Here is a 17,419-nt window from a genome sequence, read left to right on the forward strand (position 1 = left end):
TATGAGAAATAAAACTCCAAGAATTTTAATTTGATCAGTTTTATCATAAAATTTAATAAGTATATAAAAAGGAGGCGCCATATGAAAATTGATTACTCTCAATATTTTGAAGTGAAACCCGATGAACCCGCACGGAGTCTTTATGCTGTAACGATAACTGCTAATGGTAAACTGAATATTAATGGAAAACTTATGGAAAAGTTAAAGGATGAGCCGCAAAATATACTACTTTCAAAAGATCTTAAATCCATAATTATTTCAGCTCATGAAGGATCGATGAAACTGCCTAAAAGTGGTTCATTAAAAATAACTACAATAGCAAGAAAATTTGCAGAGCATAAGATAAAGCTTCCGGTTAGATATGCGATTAAGTGGGAAAAAGAGAATGAACTCTGGATGGGCATATTAGACCAAAATGTAATGCCTAAATCCACAAGAAAAAAAAGAAATTTAAAGATAGAAGATGTGATTGTGTAAATGAAAATGGTTCCAGATGAGGCCTATTATAATGCCCTAATTCAAAAAGCTTATAAAAGATATGGTTATAGTCTAAAAAATATTGATAAAGAATCAGTCGCGTGGTCAAGTATCTATTTCGCAGAAATGACGTATGAGGTGGGGATTAGTTCATATGAATTATATGTTATGCAATGTTTGAATGACGGCTTTGATTATGAGAGAAAGAGGATAAATAAGAGGTTCTGCAGGGAAAGCCCGTTTTCAATTGATACATATAATGAGACGATCAGTCTTATCAGAGGCGAGGAAAGAAGTATAGAGAGGCAGATTCTTTTTAGAGAATTCGCTAGGGCTTTGACAGCAGAGGAGAGGTTATTTACAAGGCTGCTTATGGAAGATTATTCGCGAAACGAAATAACACTACTATGCAAGTTGGATATGTATCAATATCAAGCTTTGATGGAAGATATCCGTAGAAAAATCATTAGATTTTTGCCGATGGGGTGAGGATTGCTAAGAGAGGTCCGCGAAAAGGTCTTGTATGGCTGTTTAAATGAGGAGTGCCCTCACACCAGAGCAATAGGCATGAACAGGAAAAATATACCTGATACTTGTAAGATAATATGTGACGCTGGTAGTGAGCTTGCGGTCGTTCGAATTTCATCGTATACTATATGCAATACGAATAAGAACAAGGAGACCGCCATGAACGACATCATTCACATCCTCCGCCAATTCAACGAAGAACGAAACTGGGAGCCATACCACACACCGGAAAACCTGGCAAAATCCATTACGATCGAGGCAGGAGAACTACTGGAATGCTTTCAATGGGACAATCAATACGATTTAGAAGCTCTCAGCGACGAAATTGCCGACGTCATGCTTTACTGCTTGATGCTCAGTGATAAGATCGGCATTGATATGAAGCAGGAAATGCTGAGAAAGATTGAGAAAAACAGAGAAAAGTATCCGGTTGAACAGTGTAAGGCGGAGAATGATCTGCAAAAGTAAGCGATAACTTTGAGCCGCTGGATCGAGGCCTGGGCCGGGACTGATAGAGCTTGGGGCTGGATGCCCCGGAGCTGCCCGGGTTTTCAGTTATTTTACTGATTTCTATTCGAAATGGGCGAAAATCAGAGCAATGTCCATATAAATTTGGAGTATTTTTTGCATTTCATGGGGCCGGTGTAATTAATTTGCTATTCCATCCAACTTTATTGAAAACAGTTTGCACTAACTTGCCGCCAATAATCCAATATTTGTATATTTTAAGCCAGATATTGCGGAAACTGCCCTAATTTATATGGACATTGGTTTCAAATTGTGGTGTTTCGAATAGAAATTGAGAAATTTTTTATATTATTGTCCGCTAAGCGGAAGCATGCGTAAATTTCACAAAACATTTTCTGTTTTTACCCAGATGATCCCATTTCCTGTATTTCATGAATAACCAGCCCTGCGGCCAATGGAGAAACGACCATGAAAATTATTATTTCGCCAGCAAAGAAAATGAATGTGGACAACGATGTGTTCGCTGCTGCAAAGCTGCCCTGCTTCCTGAAGGAAGCAAAGCAGCTGGCGGCATGGATGAGGGCCTTAACTTACCGGGAAGCCAAGTCTTTGTGGGCATGCAGCGACAAAATTGCCGAATTGAATTTTCAGCGGTTTGCCGATATGGACTTGGAGCGGAATTTGACACCGGCGCTGCTTTCTTATGAAGGCATCCAATACCAATACATGGCGCCCAAGGTATTCAGTAAAAACGCATGGGATTATGTTCAGGAGAAGCTGCGGATTTTATCCGGCTTTTACGGTGTGTTAAGGCCGCTGGACGGAGTGGTTCCATATCGTCTGGAGATGCAAGCCAAAGCAGGCCTGGACGGAAAAAAGGATTTGTATGATTTCTGGGGGCACAAGCTATATGAACAGGTAATCGATGAAAGCAGAACAATTATCAATCTGGCATCAAAAGAATACTCCAAATGCATTGAGCCATATCTTCAGCCGGAAGATCGATTTATCACCTGCATCTTTGGAGAATGGAAGGACGGTAAGGTCATTCAAAAGGCAACACAGGCAAAGATGGCCAGAGGGGAAATGGTGCGATTTATGGCGGAAAATCAAATTGCCGAAGCGGAAGAACTAAAGCTGCTTGACCATCCCCGCTACATATTTGAAGAAGGCTTATCGTCAGAAAAGGAATATGTATTTGTAAGAAAAAATTCGTAGGTACTTGGCGAAAAAGACGATGACCTGCGCGGATACGCAAGGGCATTATAAAAGGAGAAATTATGAATTGGGAACCATGGACAGGATGTTATAAAGTCAGCGAGGGCTGCACAAATTGCTATTTTTACGGGCCGCATGCAAAACGTTATGGGCAGAATACGATTACAAAAACGGATAAATTTGATTGGCCGATCAGAACCAAGGCCAATGGCGAGTACAATATTAAGGGAAACAAGATTTTGTCCACCTGCTTTGCAACTGACTTTTTTCTGCCTGAGGCGGATGAGTGGCGCAAAGATGTTTGGGCTATGATTAAGCAGAGAACGGATATAGACTTTCTAATTTTGACAAAACGGATCGACCGCTTCCCTGTATCACTCCCGGCGGATTGGGGAGACGGCTACGAAAATGTAAATATCGGCTGCACCGTTGAGAACCAGGAATTGGCGGATTATCGACTGCCGTTATTTTTGTCCTATCCGATCAAACGGCGGTTTATCGGCTGCGCGCCGCTTTTGGAAGCCATCGATCTGACCCCTTATCTCCATGGGGTGGACCATGTTACTGTTGGCGGTGAAACGGGCAGGGATGCTCGTCAATGCGACTATGACTGGGTCCTGGATATTCGCCGGCAGTGCGTAGATGCAAATGTGACCTTCTGGTTCAAGAATACAGGTTCGTTCTTTAAACATGACGGTGTGGTGGAAAAAATCAACCCTTTTAAGCAATCCAGCCGGGCAAAAGAGCTGGATATTAGCATTTTAGACGGCAAACGATTATTTTGATCGGAACTCCAAAAACGATAAAAGGGACCGGCTGCGTGCGCAATTGGTCCCTTTATAAAACTAATTTAAACAACCTCTGACTCAGCGCTGTGGCCTTTGGAAATTTCTACAGCTACTTTTTCCCGTACGTTTGGTACCCATCTGCTAATCTGCGGCGCTAAGATGCGGCTGAGCGTTCCCACCAGCAGAGCGGCAAGAACCGTTCCTTCCCGGACTCCTTGAACACGGTGGAGCATGAATAAAGAGACAAGTACACTCAGGCTGACCAGCGTGATATCCAAGGTTACTTTTGTCTTTCCGAAGTTCTTATGAGCAGCGATTACGATCGCTTTTACAAATCCGTCCACGGACAGCATAATGGTGTTGGCGGAAACCTCGATGCTGAGTCCTAATGCTACTAAAAAGATCCCGGCAGCTAGACAACCCAGCTGAGCGGCATAACTTCCCGGATGAAGCCAGGAAAGGATCGAATTGGAAAAATCGGTCATCCAGCCGAAAACAAATGCGGCTGGCAGCTGCAGAATCCAGAGCTTTGGGAAATTTTTTCGCAAAAGTAAAACTTGTCCGAGAAAACAAACAAGATTAAGGAGCATCATAAAGCTTCCCATTGTCAGGTCAAAGCCCAGGCTTAGAGAATAGGGCAGGCTTGCCAGCGGTGTCGTTCCAAGGCCGGAGCAAGTGGAAAAAGCAATGCCCAATGAAATTGTAAAGATGCCTAAAAGAAATAAAAAATACCGAAATACCGTGATAAAAAAATTGCGCGTTAACATGGGTCCTCCTTTAAATCCTCCAGCATTGTATCACATTTTTAAGAAAAAATCTATTGTGTAAGAAAAAATATCATATGTGAGGAATTGGAGGAGCTTTGAATTACAGTTAGAGGCCGAGGCCACATATTGGGGAAAAAAGTGAAAACAGACGCAAAAATTTACGCAGTTTTCAATGATAGCGGCCTCTCAACTGCAGCAAGAGGCCGCTCGGGCCGCCTCCTGGCAGGAACGGGTCCCGCAACCCCATAACTTTGCGTAAAAAACGCGAAACAGTATAAAAGTTTACCGCGGGGTTCCATGGAATGGGCATGAGGATCATCGTGACGTTTACGGAGCGCGCGACTATTCAACAAAAAAATAAAACAGAGCCAGACACGGACACCTGGCTCTGTCTTTCCAAGAGTTACAGCTTGTCGTAGACAATCTCTCCTTCGAACACGGTCATATCCGTATTTACAGAAGGGATATCCTCTTCATGCTCGAATATATTTTTGCTGAATACATTTATATCCGCGATCTTACCTTCTTCCAGCGTACCCAGCTTATCCTCCATGCGCATCATGTATGCCGGCCCTATGGTGGAGTTCTTGATTGCCTCCGCCATGGTAAATTTCTCCTGAGGGTTCCAGCCCCCCTCCGGCAGATCATCCTCCATGCGCCTCTTGACGGCTCTGTAGATGCTATCCACAGGATCCAGGTCCACGATCGGATAATCCGTTCCGAAAGCTACCACGGCACCGTTTTTCGCCAGCGTCTTTCCCGGCCATGCCAGCTTTGCCCGCTCCTTGCCCACGATCGGAAAAATGGCGTGATCCTCCAGCGTCTCCATGAGCATGTGAGACGGCTGGATGCTGGCGACCGTATTCGTTTTGGCAAATCTCGCCACATCATCTCTGTGAAGGACTTCAATATGTTCTATAGCATTCCTCACGTCCTTAGGGCCATATTCCTTCCTCGCCGCTTCATAAGCGTCGAGCGCCATCCTCACCGCTCCGTCGCCGCAGGCGTGCAGTCTCATGGCGATATCGTTTTTATAACATTCCTTGCTCCTTTCATACAGCCAGTCCCTGTCCACCAGCGGTTCCGAACGGAAACCGGGCCTGTCGCTGTAAGGCTCCACCATATATCCCGTATATCCCAGCGGCGTTCCGTCCATGAATCCCTTCAGACCCAGGAACTTCAGTCGATCGGACGTGTACTCTTCCTTCAGCCGCAGAGCTTCCCCCATATCCATTTCCATGTGAGGAGCAAAGAAGACTCTCATCTTGAGTTTTCCCTTGTTTTCGAGGCGCCTGCACGCTTCATGCTTCATGATTCTCAGGACGTGTACTGCGCCTACGGAGGTCACTCCCTTCGTGTGGGCTTTTTTTATAAAGCCTTCGATGAGTTCCTCTTCTTTTTCCCGCGATACGCAGAGGGCTTCCTTGGTCACCAGCTCCATCGCCGGCTGCTCCAATAGGAACCCTGTCGGCTCCCCGTTTTCGTCTCTGGCTATGGTGCCGCCCGCAGGATCCGGCGTATTCCGATCTATGCCACACAGCTCCAGCGTCCTGCTGTTGACCCATACGCCGTGGAGTTCGTCGTTAAAAGCGATTACCGGTCTGTCCGGAAAATATCTGTCGAGAGAAGCTTTCGTCGGCAGCTTTTCTTCCGGCCATCGGAACTGGCACCATCTGAATCCAATGATCCACTCATCGTCGCGATCCTTATAGAACTCATAGAGTTTCTCTGCGGCCTCCTCCTCCGTTTTTGTATCATAGATATCTACTGTGGCGTTGTGGAGAGAACCCAGGAACAGATGCACATGACTGTCTATAAGCCCTGCTGTTATCGTCCTGTCACCGCAGTCCCGCACATCATATATGGTCCTGTCGTCATAACAGTCTGTATCACCCTTTGTCACTTTCCGGATCTTGCCGCCCTCCATCTCTATGTATCCTGCAAACGGTGCATCGCTGACACTGTCATAAATACATGTACTCTTTAGCACTAAATTCATAATATGTCCCTCCCTGTCAATCGATATTGGCGCGCCGCCGGCTGCGGCGCATCTAAGCTTCATGTATATACTATACCTCAATTGGATTTTTCCGTAAATCTCTTTATTGCTAGTTCTTTTAATATTCAGAAAAGATATTTGTCTTTTTTGCGTTTATTTCTTATAATATAATCGCGGACAGCAACTAAATTCTATTATCAGGGAAAACGAGGTGCGCCATGCTGAAAAAAATAATCTATGAAGACGATCTGCCTGTAAAAGTCGAGATCATTTCTGTTTCAAGCTATCCTCTGCATCTGCATCAAGACATACAGCTCATCTATATCCTTGAAGGACAGGTGGATCTTCGCCTCACCTTCAAGACGTATCGCCTCAGGAAAAACGATTTTCGCTATATACACAGCGAGGATATACACGCCATGAGTTCCCCGGGCGGAAACAACTCTGTTTTGGTGCTCAGCGTTAATACGGGCTACATAGAGAGATTTTACCCCAACATTAGGACCGCCGTCATAACCATGCCAACGGACAAGACCCTGCTTCTTTACGATAACCAGCAGTCTCATCTTAAATATTGCATTTTCATACTGCTCGACGAATTTCTGAAACGATCGGAGGGCTTTGCAGCGCGGATAAAGAATACGCTGAAGACCATATTCGGGATCATATACAGGGAATTCCGCAGCTTCACCATTGATAGGGAAAACAAGGCCTTCGTCTACAAGCGTCTTCAGGATATCCGTCAGACAGAGCGTCTCGGAGAGATCATCGACGACATCTACAGAAACTATGTGGAACCTTCCACCCTCGAGGAGATCGCTTCCCGCCAGGACTTGAATCCCTACTATCTTTCACACCTGTTTTCCCAGACCATCGGCATAAACTACAGGGATTTCATAAACATGGTGCGGGTGGAGACATCGGAATACGAGCTTTTGTCTTCTGACCTGTCGGTATCCCACATAGCCCTCAGCTCCGGATTTTCCAACTCTTCCTATTACAGCAAGCATTTTCGCTTCTGGTTCGGCATGACGCCCCAGGAATACAGGGAGAAATATGCGGGCCAGACCCTGCAGAACTCGGAGCCTCTGATGGTCTCTTGCGAGCTTGCCGATTACAGCGATATGATACAGGAAAATCTCCGTGAACTGGCAGCGGCTTTTTCCGATGCCCATGCGGAGCCCCTGAGTCAGACCATCCACGTGGATAATGCCGATTTTGACGATTCGTTCCGTTTGCGCCTCAACCTGATCTTTCGAAATCCGGATCTTGCGGCGGAAGAGGCAGAAGAAACAGGTCCGAGAGATGAGATGCTCGAAGAAGCGGGAGAAGCGGCAGGACCCAAAAATCATGGGGAGACAGGAGAACTGGCGGCGATATGCACAGGGTCCGGAACACCAGAGAAGCTCTTTTCTCCGCTGTTCATAAACAGCCGCTTTGATTCTGTGAAGCTGATAATCGAGATCTTTCCAGAAAGGAACCCCCCTTCTTGCACGGATATGTACCTGTGCGTGAAAAGTCTCCTCGATTCACTAGTGGTCCGTCATTGCTGCGACTTCAACGTGGGAATGGCCGCCGAGGCAGACGCTGCATTCGGTTCGGCCCTAACCGCCGACGGGATCAGGACTCCGCTGTATCATCTTATGACTTTCTTGACACAGGATCACGACGCTATATGTGTGGACAACCGCTGCATCATCATGAGAAAAGGAGACGCCCGCCATATCCTCTGTTGGAACATGAATCCCGATCATGCCGCCGAGGTGACCCTGAAAGCCCGCGCCTCCTCTGAGAGCCTGGTCACCGTCAGCCGTATGGAGCTGGAAAATTATCATGGATATCTGTCCGCAGTCAGAAAGATAAAGAGCGCAGGCATTGAAAAGAAGACGCCGGCTAAAGCCGCTGGGGGGCGAGAAAAATCTCTATCCGAAAGAATCGGAGGAAGAGAAACCCTGCAGCAAACCAATACACCGAAGGGTGACTGCGTCCTGCCGGAAACCGCTCTGCGGGCGGCGGAACATCTTCTCTTCTCCGAAGAAAGCTGTTTTCGCACGGGAAAGGATTTGAGCATCACCGTACAGCTCCGGCGCAAGAGTCTGGCCTTTGTCAGCATAATTAGATAAGGCACGGGACAAACCGGCAGGGCTGGCTATCATCTCATATAAATATAGACCGCCCCCTATCCCGAACCTCTCCCATATGTCTAACAGCGCTTATTTTTTTGCGGTCCTTTATTAGATTTAAAGACAAACCGCAAAATTGTATATCCTCCAGGACAATCATTTCTATAAAAGAAACAACCTGAATAGCAAGAATAATATATAATTTTCTGAAAATAACCTGTAAGCTAACAGTACCCTATGGAAGACTCTGCGAGGTGCAAGGTACAGTACAAGAACAAGGGCAGGTGCAGATAAATGCAAACTGCATTTATCATCTGCCGCTCCTATGCGGGCGCCCTAAGGGAAAAACCGATTTGAAAAAGGAGGATCTATATGAGCAATAAATCCGAAACTTACGCTGCCCCAGCAGCAGGCTCCTCTACCATGAAAAAGACCAAATTTTCTCTGGCGGGGATCGTCTTTCTGATCTTCTGCATGTGCGCAGCCGGAGCTTTCGGCGTCGAGGACATGATCCCCAGTGTCGGCCCGGGGTTGACGATACTCCTGCTGATTATCATTCCCATACTCTGGGCGGCTCCAATGGGTATCTACACGGCTGAGCTGGGCGCTTTGGCCCCCGTTGATGCAGGACCTTACGTGTGGATGAAAATGGCATACGGAGAAATGTGGGGCTTCTGTATGAACTGGTGGCTTATGCTGGCCATCTATCTTGGTCAGGCGGCCTACGTCGTTATCGCCGTGGGTTATATAGGCAAAGTTATAGCACTGACGCCTCTGGCCGCTACTGTGATAAAGGTAGCCATCGTAGTCATTCTGACCATTGTAAATCTTATAGGCCTCAAGGAAGTGAGCATCCTCAGCACTATTTTCTCTATCATCATTATCGTAATGTTCGCTCTTGTGACCATCGTAGGCTTTGCTAATTGGAACTACAATCCGATCGACCCGTTCATTCCGGAGGACACGGATATCGTGAGCAGCCTGGGTACGGGACTTGCCATCGGTATATGGCTCTACTGCGGCTACATACAGATATCCAACCTGGGCGGAGAGATATCAAACCCCGAAATAGTTCCTAAGGGGATGAAGGTTTCCATCATTATCATAACCCTCAATTTCCTTTTGCCAACCGTCGCGGGCCTCGCTTCCATGGGGAATTATCAGAACTGGGGGACCGGCATCGGGGAAGGTACTTTGAATTACTCGTCGGTACTGATCCATTACACGGGACCGGCTCTCGGCGTTGCCTTCATGATCATGGCCGTAATCTCCTCGTGCTCGACGACAAACTCGGTCATCGCCAGCGGTTCAAGGCTTTTTCTCATCCTGGCGGAGGACAATCTTTGCCCTGGCTTCCTCTCCAAGCTGACAAAGAAAAGCAAGATGCCTTTCTGGCCGATCGTCATACTGGCTATCGTGACCATCATCTTCGTAAACTTTGACTTTTCTATGATCGTGAATATTGTGTCGCCTGTGCTTTTCGTCCTCTACGTGGGCCTTGCCTTCGCTTTCTTGAAAATAAGGAAAAAATACCCCGTTGAGAAAAGAAACGTATGGTATGCAAAAGGCGGGAAAGTGTTAAAAGCTTATGTGATAGGCGGTATGTTCCTCATCGGGTTCATCGGCATTATGGTGAACGGTTTGGAGTTTTTCACGCTCAGCTTTCTGATAACAGTTTCCGGCGTCGTGTTCTATGTGATATTCAAGCGGCTTTACGGAGGACTGTATGCCAGCGATCCCCAAAAATATCCGATCAACCCGAAGACCAAGCTGGCTCAGGGCGACATCTGGAGGATTGGAATATTCTTCATGATATTCGGACTGCTGATGTTTGCCGGCTCTTTCGTCATTTCATGGTACGAAGGTTCCTGGGGCCCGGATTACTACCTCCAGACATACGGCAGCGGGCTCCTGAGCGATTTTGGCGGCATGATATCCATATGCAGATGGTGTGGCCTGGGCGGCGCAGTCCTCGGCGTCATACTGTTTGTTATAGGAGTGAAGACCGACAAAGTAAGCGACGGCGAATAACTTTTTATAGAAAATTTCCGGAGATACGAGGCGGCTGCGGCTTGTAGAGAGGATGTGGGGATCTTTGGGAAAAAAGTGAAAAAGTATTTCAATATTTACGCAAGTTTCAATGACCGGGCGTTGTCAGATTCGCCTAGAAGCTGCGCGGGCCGCATAGTTGGCAGGATCGGACCCCGCAACCCCACAACTTTGCGAAAAGAACACGTATTTTTTTAAAAATTTACCGTAGTTCCCAGGTCCAACTCGCGCAAGGCCACATGATCCCCCCCGCTAAGCTCCGCTAAAACCGGACTGAGCCCGTCTCAGCCGGAGCAGTTGAAATCATTGACACTGGCATTGATCCGTGCTACCATAGAACGGCTGAAATGGCTATAGCTTTTCCTGTTTCTGAGTTATAAACAGGAAACTATAGTCTTTTTTTGTGAAAAGGAGTTATAGCATGACACACATAGAAAATCCCATGGGAGTAAAGCCGGTGTTTCCGTTTCTGATGACCATGTCCATTCCGGCAATGGTCTCCATGCTGGTACAATCCCTGTATAACATTGTCGACAGCCTGTTTGTAGGCCGCCTCAGCCAGGAAGCTCTGACGGCGGTGTCTATCGTGTTTCCGCTGCAAAATTTGGTTTTGGCGGTGGCGGTAGGTATGGGCGTTGGAGTAAACGCCAGCATCGCCAGGAGTTTGGGCGAAAAACGACAAGAAGATGCCGACCAGGCTGCCAGCCACGGGCTGGTTCTCACTTTTTTTCATATGGCGGGTTTTGTGGTTCTGGGGACGCTGGGCTCATCCTGGTTTGTCGGGCTCTTCACCGATTCTCCCCAAATCCTGCAAATGGGCAGCCAGTACAGCCACATTGTGATCTGCCTTTCCGGAGCAAGCCTGGTTCATATCCTCATTGAAAAGATTTTTCAATCCACTGGAAAAATGCTGGCGCCCATGCTGTTTCAGATTGTGGGCGCGGTGGTAAACATTGCCCTGGATCCCATCCTTATATTCGGCCTCCTGGGAGCGCCATCTCTAGGAGTGAAAGGGGCCGCCATCGCCACTATCATTGGACAGTGCTTCGCCTGTGGGCTGGCGATTCTCTTTTATCGTAAGAAAAACTGCGGAGTTCATATACAGCTGAAAGGTTTTCGCCTTGACAAACGAATGGTCCACAAGCTGTACAGTGTTGCCGTTCCCTCCTGTATGGTCATGTCTATGCCGTCGCTTCTTGTAGGGCTGCTCAATGGAATACTGGCCGGAATTTCTCAGATTTCGGTGGCGGTGTTTGGCATTTATTTTAAATTGCAGACCTTTGTCTACATGCCGGTCAACGGCTTGATCCAAGGGATGCGCCCTATCATCAGCTATAATTTCGGCGCGGGCGATCAGGAACGAATGAAGAGAACCCTGCACTTTTCGCTGGCCACTACCGGCACGATCATGGCTGTGGGAACGGTGCTGTTTTTAGTCGGCGCAGAGTGGATCCTTCTCATGTTTGGCGGCTCGCAGGAAATGCTGGATATCGGAGTGGAAGCGCTGCGGATTATTTGCAGCGGGTTTATCATTTCCACCCTGGGCGTTATTATCGCCGGCGCCTTTGAAGCCCTGGGGGAAGGCGGGCGTTCGCTGACGGTTTCCCTGCTGCGCCAGATGGTCATTATACCGCCCCTGGCGTTGGTGCTGGTACATTTTACCCAGCTGGGGCTGACCGGGGTTTGGATAACCTTTCCCATTGGAGAAACCGCTGCCTCGATTGCAGCCGTGGTGCTTTACCGCCGGTTGTGGCGGACCAAACTAAAAGCGGCAGGCAAATAGAGGACGGAGCTTGACCGAAGGCGGATATACGGCCACCAGCGAATTAATTGAGACTTGCTCCACCCTGGATGCAGGCTTTATTGCTGCGGCCTTTGCCTGGATGTCTGTCCGGATGAAAAGATCAAGCTCTCATGGAAATAATAGCTGTCAATAACTTGAGAAAATGTCTCTTTTTGTGAGAGAAATTCACTTGAGAAAATGTCTCCTTTATAAAAGGGCGGAACCGCCCTTTTATAAAGCTGGTTTGGATTGTTTTTCAAAGAAAATCTCGTAAAGGAATTTGAGCGATAGGTTGTAGTCTTCCATCCACCAGATCCGTTTCCATTCCTCGCTGCCATGTCGTAGCTCCACATGCGGCGTAACGGTGCTTACAACTTTCCTGGGAACCTTGGTATTGGCGTTTTTGTTCTGCGGCTTCAGATAGCGGATTGTGTCATAGGTTCGCCCCTGGTATTCTACGCGGATCCCGCGATTTGGATGGATGAGAACCGTGATTTCCTTGCGGGCGCTTACGATTGGGAAACCAGCGTCTAGGATTTGAAAGCAGCGGTTTTTGAAAGAAAACACACCGGCCGCGTCGGTTTTCCTTGTATGCTTCACGCACAGAATCGCGTCCAGGTCGATCGTCTCCCGCACGGGGACGAACAGGGAGCTTGCTTCGGCTTCTACTGCGAAACGGGCATTGAACTGGTCCAGATAAGCTTCTTCCAGGAACCGATTGGCCTCGGAAAGGGTCCGGAACCCCCGTTTGGCGAATTCGACGGGCAGGCGGCTCTGTAGCGTCGCCCAGAGGCGTTCCACCCGGCCTTTGGCCTGGGGTGAACCGGCAAAGATCAGGTCAACGCCCAGTTCCCGCATGGCCCGCCCAAACTGGGTCAAGTTCACCTGTTTGCCGTCCAGCAGTTCTTCCACGGTAAGCTTGCCGGTCTTGGGGGAACGGAAAATGGTATGGTTATCCGAATAAACGCTTTGCGGCACGCCAAAGCGGCGGCAGCATTGGCCCATGGTCCGCAGATAGCCATAGAGGCACTCGTTGCTGGTCAAGAACAGGCCGACAATGTTCCCGGTGGCGTCATCGATGGCACCATGCAGGGCGTATTTGGCCTTCCCGCCAAACCATTCATAAGGCGTGGCATCGACCTGGATGAGTTGTCCAGGATGGGGTTTGCGCGTTCTACGGTGTGTCCGATGGCGGATTTTTTTCTTTTTGGGGCTATCTTTTCCGGCGTTTTTCAGTATACTGGAAAGTGCGGAATAGGAAAGGGAAATTCCGAAATCCGTGGACAGAATTTCTTTGAAATGGAGGAAGTTGGCCCTAGACAATTCCGGGCGGGAATAAATCTTAAGGACTGCTTCCTTCGTTTCGTCTGAAACAGCATGGGCGGGTTTTCTACCGGTATTTTTATGAATCAGGGATTCGGGGCCAGAAGCGAGGACTCCTTTCTTTAAACGTGAGATCTGGCGGGTAGAAAGACCTAACAGGTCCGCGGCCTGCTGCCTGGTAATGTCTTTGTGGATGTAACGGTTGATGACCGTTAGTGTTTTCAGTTGTTTTTGTGACAACGCAATGTTACCTTCTTTCATAAGTTTCAGTCTATCAAATTGGGACATTTTCTCAAGTGAATCCTATGGTGACATTATCACAAGTTAACAACATCATGGAAATAATAGCTTGTGCGCTAAAAGCGATTATGCTATAATAATCTCGGAAAAATTACATGTCATAATTTGAGATTGCGGCAATACGGCGCATGAAGGGGCACACCACCTCGGGTGTGAATCTTCGTGCGCCTTTTTGATTGTCGAAAAGGAGGGAAATCATTGAAGGTTAACGGTGAGGAAAAAAAATTGGAACAGAACATGACACTGGAACAATTTTTAGAGGGACAAGGTTATGATCCCAAGCGGGTGGCTGTAGAACTGAACGGGAAAATCCTGCCCAAGAGCGACTTTGCGTTCAGAGAGCTTTCGGATGCCGACACCCTGGAAATTGTTCATTTTGTAGGAGGCGGCTGATTTGATTCCATCGAAAAAAGACCTTCAGGCGATCTGCGATTTGCGTTTTTCGCCGGAAGTGTATGAAAAATTGCAGGAAGCCTCTGTGGCAATCGCAGGATTGGGCGGATTGGGCTCCAACATTGCAGTTATGCTGACAAGAACGGGAATCGGCAAGCTGAAGCTGATCGACTTTGACCGGGTCGACCTGTCCAACCTCAACCGGCAGGTTTATGATATCCGCCATTTGGGACAGCTGAAAACAGAAGCCCTTTCCCAGCGGCTGAAAGAGCTGAATCCCTACATAGAACTGGAGCTATATAACGGCAGGATCACAGAAGATAAGGTGCAAAGCGTTTTCGGCGATTACCGATATATCTGCGAAGCCTTTGACGGGGCGGAAGATAAGGCGATGCTGGCCCAGCAGGTGCTCTGCGGCCTTCCGGGAGCATATCTGGTTTCAGGGTCCGGCATGGCCGGTTATGGGGATGCCGACCAGATCCATACGAGGAAGATCAACAGCCGCTTTTTTGTCTGCGGCGATGAATGCTCCGATGCAGCACAAGGCATCGGCCTGATGGCGCCCAGAGTGGCCGTGTGCGCAGGCCACCAGGCAAACAAAATAATTCAACTGATTTTAGAAGAGAGGTAGCGATATGAAAAAAGATAAACTGGTTATTGGAGGACATAGCTTTTCCTCCAGATTTATTCTCGGATCGGGAAAATATAATGTGGAGCTGATCGATGCGGCGATCCGGCAGGCGGGAGCGGAAATCATCACCTTGGCCCTCAGGCGGGCCAATTCCGCAGGGGAAGGCAACATTCTCGACCATATTCCAGAGGGGATTACCCTGCTTCCCAACACTTCCGGCGCGCGCAGCGCAGAGGAAGCAGTCCGCATCGCCCGCCTGGCCCGGGAGCTGGGATGCGGTGACTTTGTCAAAATCGAAGTTATTCACGATACAAAGTATCTGCTCCCGGACAATTACCAAACCATCAAGGCCACCGAAATATTGTCAAAGGAGGGCTTTGTCGTATTACCATACATGTATCCGGATCTGAATGCGGCAAGGGATCTGGCCAGCGCGGGAGCGGCGGCCGTCATGCCCCTGGCAGCCCCCATCGGGTCCAATAAAGGACTCAGTACCAAAGACTTTATCCAGATTCTCGTGGATGAGCTGGACCTGCCGATTATCGTAGACGCGGGCATCGGACGGCCTTCCCAGGCTTGTGAGGCTATGGAAATGGGCGTGGATGCGATCATGGCCAATACCGCAATTGCCACCGCAGGAGATATCCCGGCTATGGCCCAGGCTTTCCGAAAGGCCATTGAGGCCGGACGCGCCGCATATCTTTCCGGTTTGGGCCGGGTAGTGGAAAAAGGCGGCGAAGCATCGTCGCCGCTGACAGGATTCTTGCAGGAATAGGAGGAAGGAACATGAAACCAAAGATCGATCATATGGAGTATTGGCCGGAAATGGAAGCTCTGGAGGACTCCCGGGTCATGGAAGAAGTCTTGCAAGCCATGGAAAACTATGATTATCATCGCTATACGGCCGCCGATGTGAATCGGGCGCTGGGTAAAGAAAACCGGGGTCCGGAAGAATTCAAAGCCCTGCTGTCGCCTGCCGCCGCTCCATTTTTGGAGGAAATGGCTCAGCTGGCACAGCACGAGACGCATAAGCATTTTGGAAACAGTATCTGCCTTTTTACGCCCCTGTATATTTCCAACTACTGTGAGAATTATTGCATCTATTGCGGGTTTAACTGCCACAATCAAATCAAGCGGGCACGCCTTGATGAGGCGCAGATTGAAAAGGAGATGCAGGCCATCGCTGCCACTGGTTTGGAGGAAATTCTAATCCTCACCGGAGAAAGCCGGGCCAAATCCGATGTACCGTATATCGGCCAGGCATGCAGGATCGCCCGGAATTATTTTAAAATGGTGGGGATTGAGGTGTATCCCATGAATTCGGAAGATTATACATACCTGCACCAATGCGGCGCTGATTATGTGACGGTTTTCCAGGAAACCTACAATTCGGATAAATATGAAACTCTCCATTTGGCCGGGCATAAACGGGTTTTCCCATATCGCTTCAATGCGCAGGAACGGGCGCTGCGGGGCGGAATGCGGGGTGTGGCCTTTGCTGCGCTTTTGGGTCTGGACGACTTTCGAAAGGACGCGTTTGCAACAGGTATGCACGCTTACGCCCTTCAAAGAAAGTATCCCCATGCGGAAATTTCTTTTTCCTGCCCGCGCCTCAGGCCCATCGTCAATCATGCCGATATCAACCCAAAGGATGTCCATGAAAAAGAATTGCTCCAGGTAATGTGCGCCTATCGCCTGTTCATGCCTTTTGCCGGAATGACCATCTCCACCAGAGAACGGTCCGGCTTTCGCGATCATGTCATCGGCCTTGCGGCCACGAAAATTTCCGCCGGGGTCAGCACGGGCATCGGCAGCCACACGGAGGACGATGCTCCGCGGGGGGATGATCAGTTTGAAATCGCAGATGGAAGAAATGTGGAGGACATGGTCAGGGCCATCAAAGAAAGAGGTCTGCAGCCTGTGATGAATGATTATGTCTATGTTTAAACGTATTGCCATATCAAACCGCAGCCTTTGCCCGCGGCCGCTCTGGGAGCAAGCGGCCCTGCTGGGCGGGCGGATCGATGCGCTCATCCTTCGTGAAAAGGACCTGAAAGAATGGGAATATGAAGGGTTAGCCCTCAAGGTGCAGCAGGTCTGCCAGCGACAAGGGATCTGCCTGATTTGTCATACCTTTGTACAGGCGGCAAGGAAGATCGGCTGCGATGCCATTCACCTTCCACTGGCTCTGCTCCTGGAAAACCAGGGGCTGCTTGATGATTTTGCCTTGATCGGGGCGTCGGTGCATTCCCTTGAAGAAGCGAAGGCTGCGCAGGGGGCCGGAGCCCATTATGTGACCGCCGGCAATATCTTTGAAACGGATTGTAAGCCGGGTCTCCCAGGAAAAGGTACGGATTTTCTAAGGGCGCTTTGCCGGGAAACCCAGTTGGAGGTTTACGCACTGGGAGGAATTACCGACGACAACGAAGCTGAGATCCTAAGGACGGGAGCATCAGGAGCCTGCCGAATGTCCGGGTATATGAAATGAGTTGTTTTTTCTGAGAAAACGCGTTGCGAAATCCCAATAAAAAGCATCTAATATAGTAGAAGGCCGAATTGAAAATAGTAAACT

Annotated in this window: 16 protein-coding genes; 13 read left to right on the plus strand and 3 right to left on the minus strand. The window is 48.6% G+C overall.

Annotated features, from left to right (window positions below):
• Nucleotides 1–81: 81 nt before the first annotated feature.
• From NIA71_RS15060 to NIA71_RS15080, 5 genes are all read left to right on the plus strand, one after another.
• Nucleotides 82–477: a hypothetical protein gene (locus tag NIA71_RS15060; protein ID WP_253020844.1), complete on the plus strand. Its 396-nt coding sequence runs from the start codon at nt 82–84 to the stop codon at nt 475–477.
• On the plus strand, nt 478–966 hold the full coding sequence (locus NIA71_RS15065) for a hypothetical protein (protein WP_253020845.1): 489 nt from the start codon (nt 478–480) through the stop codon (nt 964–966). It abuts the gene before it with no gap.
• A 198-nt stretch (nt 967–1,164) separates the two neighbouring features.
• A complete protein-coding gene (locus NIA71_RS15070; RefSeq protein ID WP_148397969.1) occupies nt 1,165–1,473 on the plus strand; it encodes a nucleotide pyrophosphohydrolase in 309 nt (102 codons plus the stop codon).
• A 468-nt stretch (nt 1,474–1,941) separates the two neighbouring features.
• On the plus strand, nt 1,942–2,691 hold the full coding sequence (gene yaaA, locus NIA71_RS15075; RefSeq protein WP_253020846.1) for a peroxide stress protein YaaA: 750 nt from the start codon (nt 1,942–1,944) through the stop codon (nt 2,689–2,691).
• Between the two features lie 62 nt (nt 2,692–2,753).
• On the plus strand, nt 2,754–3,476 hold the full coding sequence (locus NIA71_RS15080; RefSeq protein WP_253020847.1) for a DUF5131 family protein: 723 nt from the start codon (nt 2,754–2,756) through the stop codon (nt 3,474–3,476).
• A gap of 65 nt (nt 3,477–3,541) precedes the next feature.
• Here the strand turns inward: NIA71_RS15080 and NIA71_RS15085 are convergent, their stop codons facing one another.
• Together NIA71_RS15085 and NIA71_RS15090 are read right to left on the minus strand one after the other, a co-directional pair.
• The gene (locus NIA71_RS15085; protein ID WP_253020848.1) at nt 3,542–4,246 is read right to left on the minus strand and encodes a YczE/YyaS/YitT family protein; all 705 of its coding nucleotides are present in this window, start codon (nt 4,244–4,246) and stop codon (nt 3,542–3,544) included.
• Nucleotides 4,247–4,649: 403 nt separating this feature from the next.
• Nucleotides 4,650–6,245 (minus strand): amidohydrolase, encoded by a 1,596-nt coding sequence (locus NIA71_RS15090; RefSeq protein ID WP_253020849.1) that lies wholly within the window; start codon nt 6,243–6,245, stop codon nt 4,650–4,652.
• Nucleotides 6,246–6,463: 218 nt separating this feature from the next.
• Between NIA71_RS15090 and NIA71_RS15095 the strand changes: the two genes are divergently transcribed.
• The 3 genes from NIA71_RS15095 to NIA71_RS15105 all read left to right on the plus strand — a co-directional run bounded on the left by NIA71_RS15095 (nt 6,464) and on the right by NIA71_RS15105 (nt 12,200).
• On the plus strand, nt 6,464–8,368 hold the full coding sequence (locus NIA71_RS15095) for a response regulator transcription factor (RefSeq protein ID WP_148397964.1): 1,905 nt from the start codon (nt 6,464–6,466) through the stop codon (nt 8,366–8,368).
• 372 nt (nt 8,369–8,740) lie between these two features.
• The gene (locus tag NIA71_RS15100) at nt 8,741–10,399 is read left to right on the plus strand and encodes an APC family permease (RefSeq protein ID WP_253020850.1); all 1,659 of its coding nucleotides are present in this window, start codon (nt 8,741–8,743) and stop codon (nt 10,397–10,399) included.
• 439 nt (nt 10,400–10,838) lie between these two features.
• A complete protein-coding gene (locus tag NIA71_RS15105) occupies nt 10,839–12,200 on the plus strand; it encodes an MATE family efflux transporter (protein ID WP_253020851.1) in 1,362 nt (453 codons plus the stop codon).
• A gap of 231 nt (nt 12,201–12,431) precedes the next feature.
• On the opposite strand, the gene NIA71_RS15110 is transcribed toward NIA71_RS15105, so the two are convergent.
• Complete coding sequence (locus NIA71_RS15110; RefSeq protein WP_253020852.1) at nt 12,432–13,763, minus strand: ISNCY family transposase; 1,332 nt, start codon at nt 13,761–13,763, stop codon at nt 12,432–12,434.
• A 258-nt stretch (nt 13,764–14,021) separates the two neighbouring features.
• Between NIA71_RS15110 and thiS the strand changes: the two genes are divergently transcribed.
• The 5 genes from thiS to NIA71_RS15135 are packed head-to-tail and all read left to right on the plus strand — an operon-like array spanning nt 14,022 to nt 17,335.
• On the plus strand, nt 14,022–14,216 hold the full coding sequence (thiS, locus tag NIA71_RS15115) for a sulfur carrier protein ThiS (RefSeq protein WP_148397502.1): 195 nt from the start codon (nt 14,022–14,024) through the stop codon (nt 14,214–14,216).
• A 1-nt stretch (nt 14,217) separates the two neighbouring features.
• Nucleotides 14,218–14,847 carry a sulfur carrier protein ThiS adenylyltransferase ThiF gene (gene thiF / locus NIA71_RS15120; protein ID WP_148397501.1) on the plus strand — a complete coding sequence of 210 codons (630 nt, stop codon included), beginning with the start codon at nt 14,218–14,220 and terminating at the stop codon, nt 14,845–14,847.
• A gap of 4 nt (nt 14,848–14,851) precedes the next feature.
• On the plus strand, nt 14,852–15,622 hold the full coding sequence (locus tag NIA71_RS15125; protein WP_253020853.1) for a thiazole synthase: 771 nt from the start codon (nt 14,852–14,854) through the stop codon (nt 15,620–15,622).
• 11 nt (nt 15,623–15,633) lie between these two features.
• Nucleotides 15,634–16,794, plus strand: coding sequence for a 2-iminoacetate synthase ThiH (thiH, locus tag NIA71_RS15130; RefSeq protein WP_253020854.1), 1,161 nt, complete (start codon nt 15,634–15,636; stop codon nt 16,792–16,794).
• Nucleotides 16,781–17,335 (plus strand): thiamine phosphate synthase, encoded by a 555-nt coding sequence (locus tag NIA71_RS15135; RefSeq protein ID WP_253020855.1) that lies wholly within the window; start codon nt 16,781–16,783, stop codon nt 17,333–17,335. Before thiH ends, NIA71_RS15135 begins: the two co-directional genes overlap by 14 nt.
• Nucleotides 17,336–17,419: the final 84 nt, after the last annotated feature.

The sequence above is a fragment of the Ihubacter massiliensis genome, from assembly GCF_024125305.1.
Taxonomy (GTDB): Bacteria; Bacillota; Clostridia; order Peptostreptococcales; family Anaerovoracaceae; genus Hominibacterium; species Hominibacterium faecale.

Excerpts from the sequence above, each read along its gene's own strand:
- yaaA (WP_253020846.1), top strand. The coding sequence starts at position 1,942 with ATGAAAATTATTATTTCGCCAGCAAAGAAAATGAATGTGGACAACGAT.
- NIA71_RS15060 (WP_253020844.1), top strand. The coding sequence starts at position 82 with ATGAAAATTGATTACTCTCAATATTTTGAAGTGAAACCCGATGAACCC.
- NIA71_RS15070 (WP_148397969.1), top strand. The coding sequence starts at position 1,165 with ATGAACGACATCATTCACATCCTCCGCCAATTCAACGAAGAACGAAAC.
- NIA71_RS15090 (WP_253020849.1), bottom strand. The coding sequence starts at position 6,245 with ATGAATTTAGTGCTAAAGAGTACATGTATTTATGACAGTGTCAGCGAT.
- NIA71_RS15080 (WP_253020847.1), top strand. The coding sequence starts at position 2,754 with ATGAATTGGGAACCATGGACAGGATGTTATAAAGTCAGCGAGGGCTGC.
- NIA71_RS15085 (WP_253020848.1), bottom strand. The coding sequence starts at position 4,246 with ATGTTAACGCGCAATTTTTTTATCACGGTATTTCGGTATTTTTTATTT.
- NIA71_RS15100 (WP_253020850.1), top strand. The coding sequence starts at position 8,741 with ATGAGCAATAAATCCGAAACTTACGCTGCCCCAGCAGCAGGCTCCTCT.
- NIA71_RS15095 (WP_148397964.1), top strand. The coding sequence starts at position 6,464 with ATGCTGAAAAAAATAATCTATGAAGACGATCTGCCTGTAAAAGTCGAG.
- thiH (WP_253020854.1), top strand. The coding sequence starts at position 15,634 with ATGAAACCAAAGATCGATCATATGGAGTATTGGCCGGAAATGGAAGCT.
- NIA71_RS15135 (WP_253020855.1), top strand. The coding sequence starts at position 16,781 with ATGTCTATGTTTAAACGTATTGCCATATCAAACCGCAGCCTTTGCCCG.
- NIA71_RS15125 (WP_253020853.1), top strand. The coding sequence starts at position 14,852 with ATGAAAAAAGATAAACTGGTTATTGGAGGACATAGCTTTTCCTCCAGA.
- NIA71_RS15065 (WP_253020845.1), top strand. The coding sequence starts at position 478 with ATGAAAATGGTTCCAGATGAGGCCTATTATAATGCCCTAATTCAAAAA.
- NIA71_RS15105 (WP_253020851.1), top strand. The coding sequence starts at position 10,839 with ATGACACACATAGAAAATCCCATGGGAGTAAAGCCGGTGTTTCCGTTT.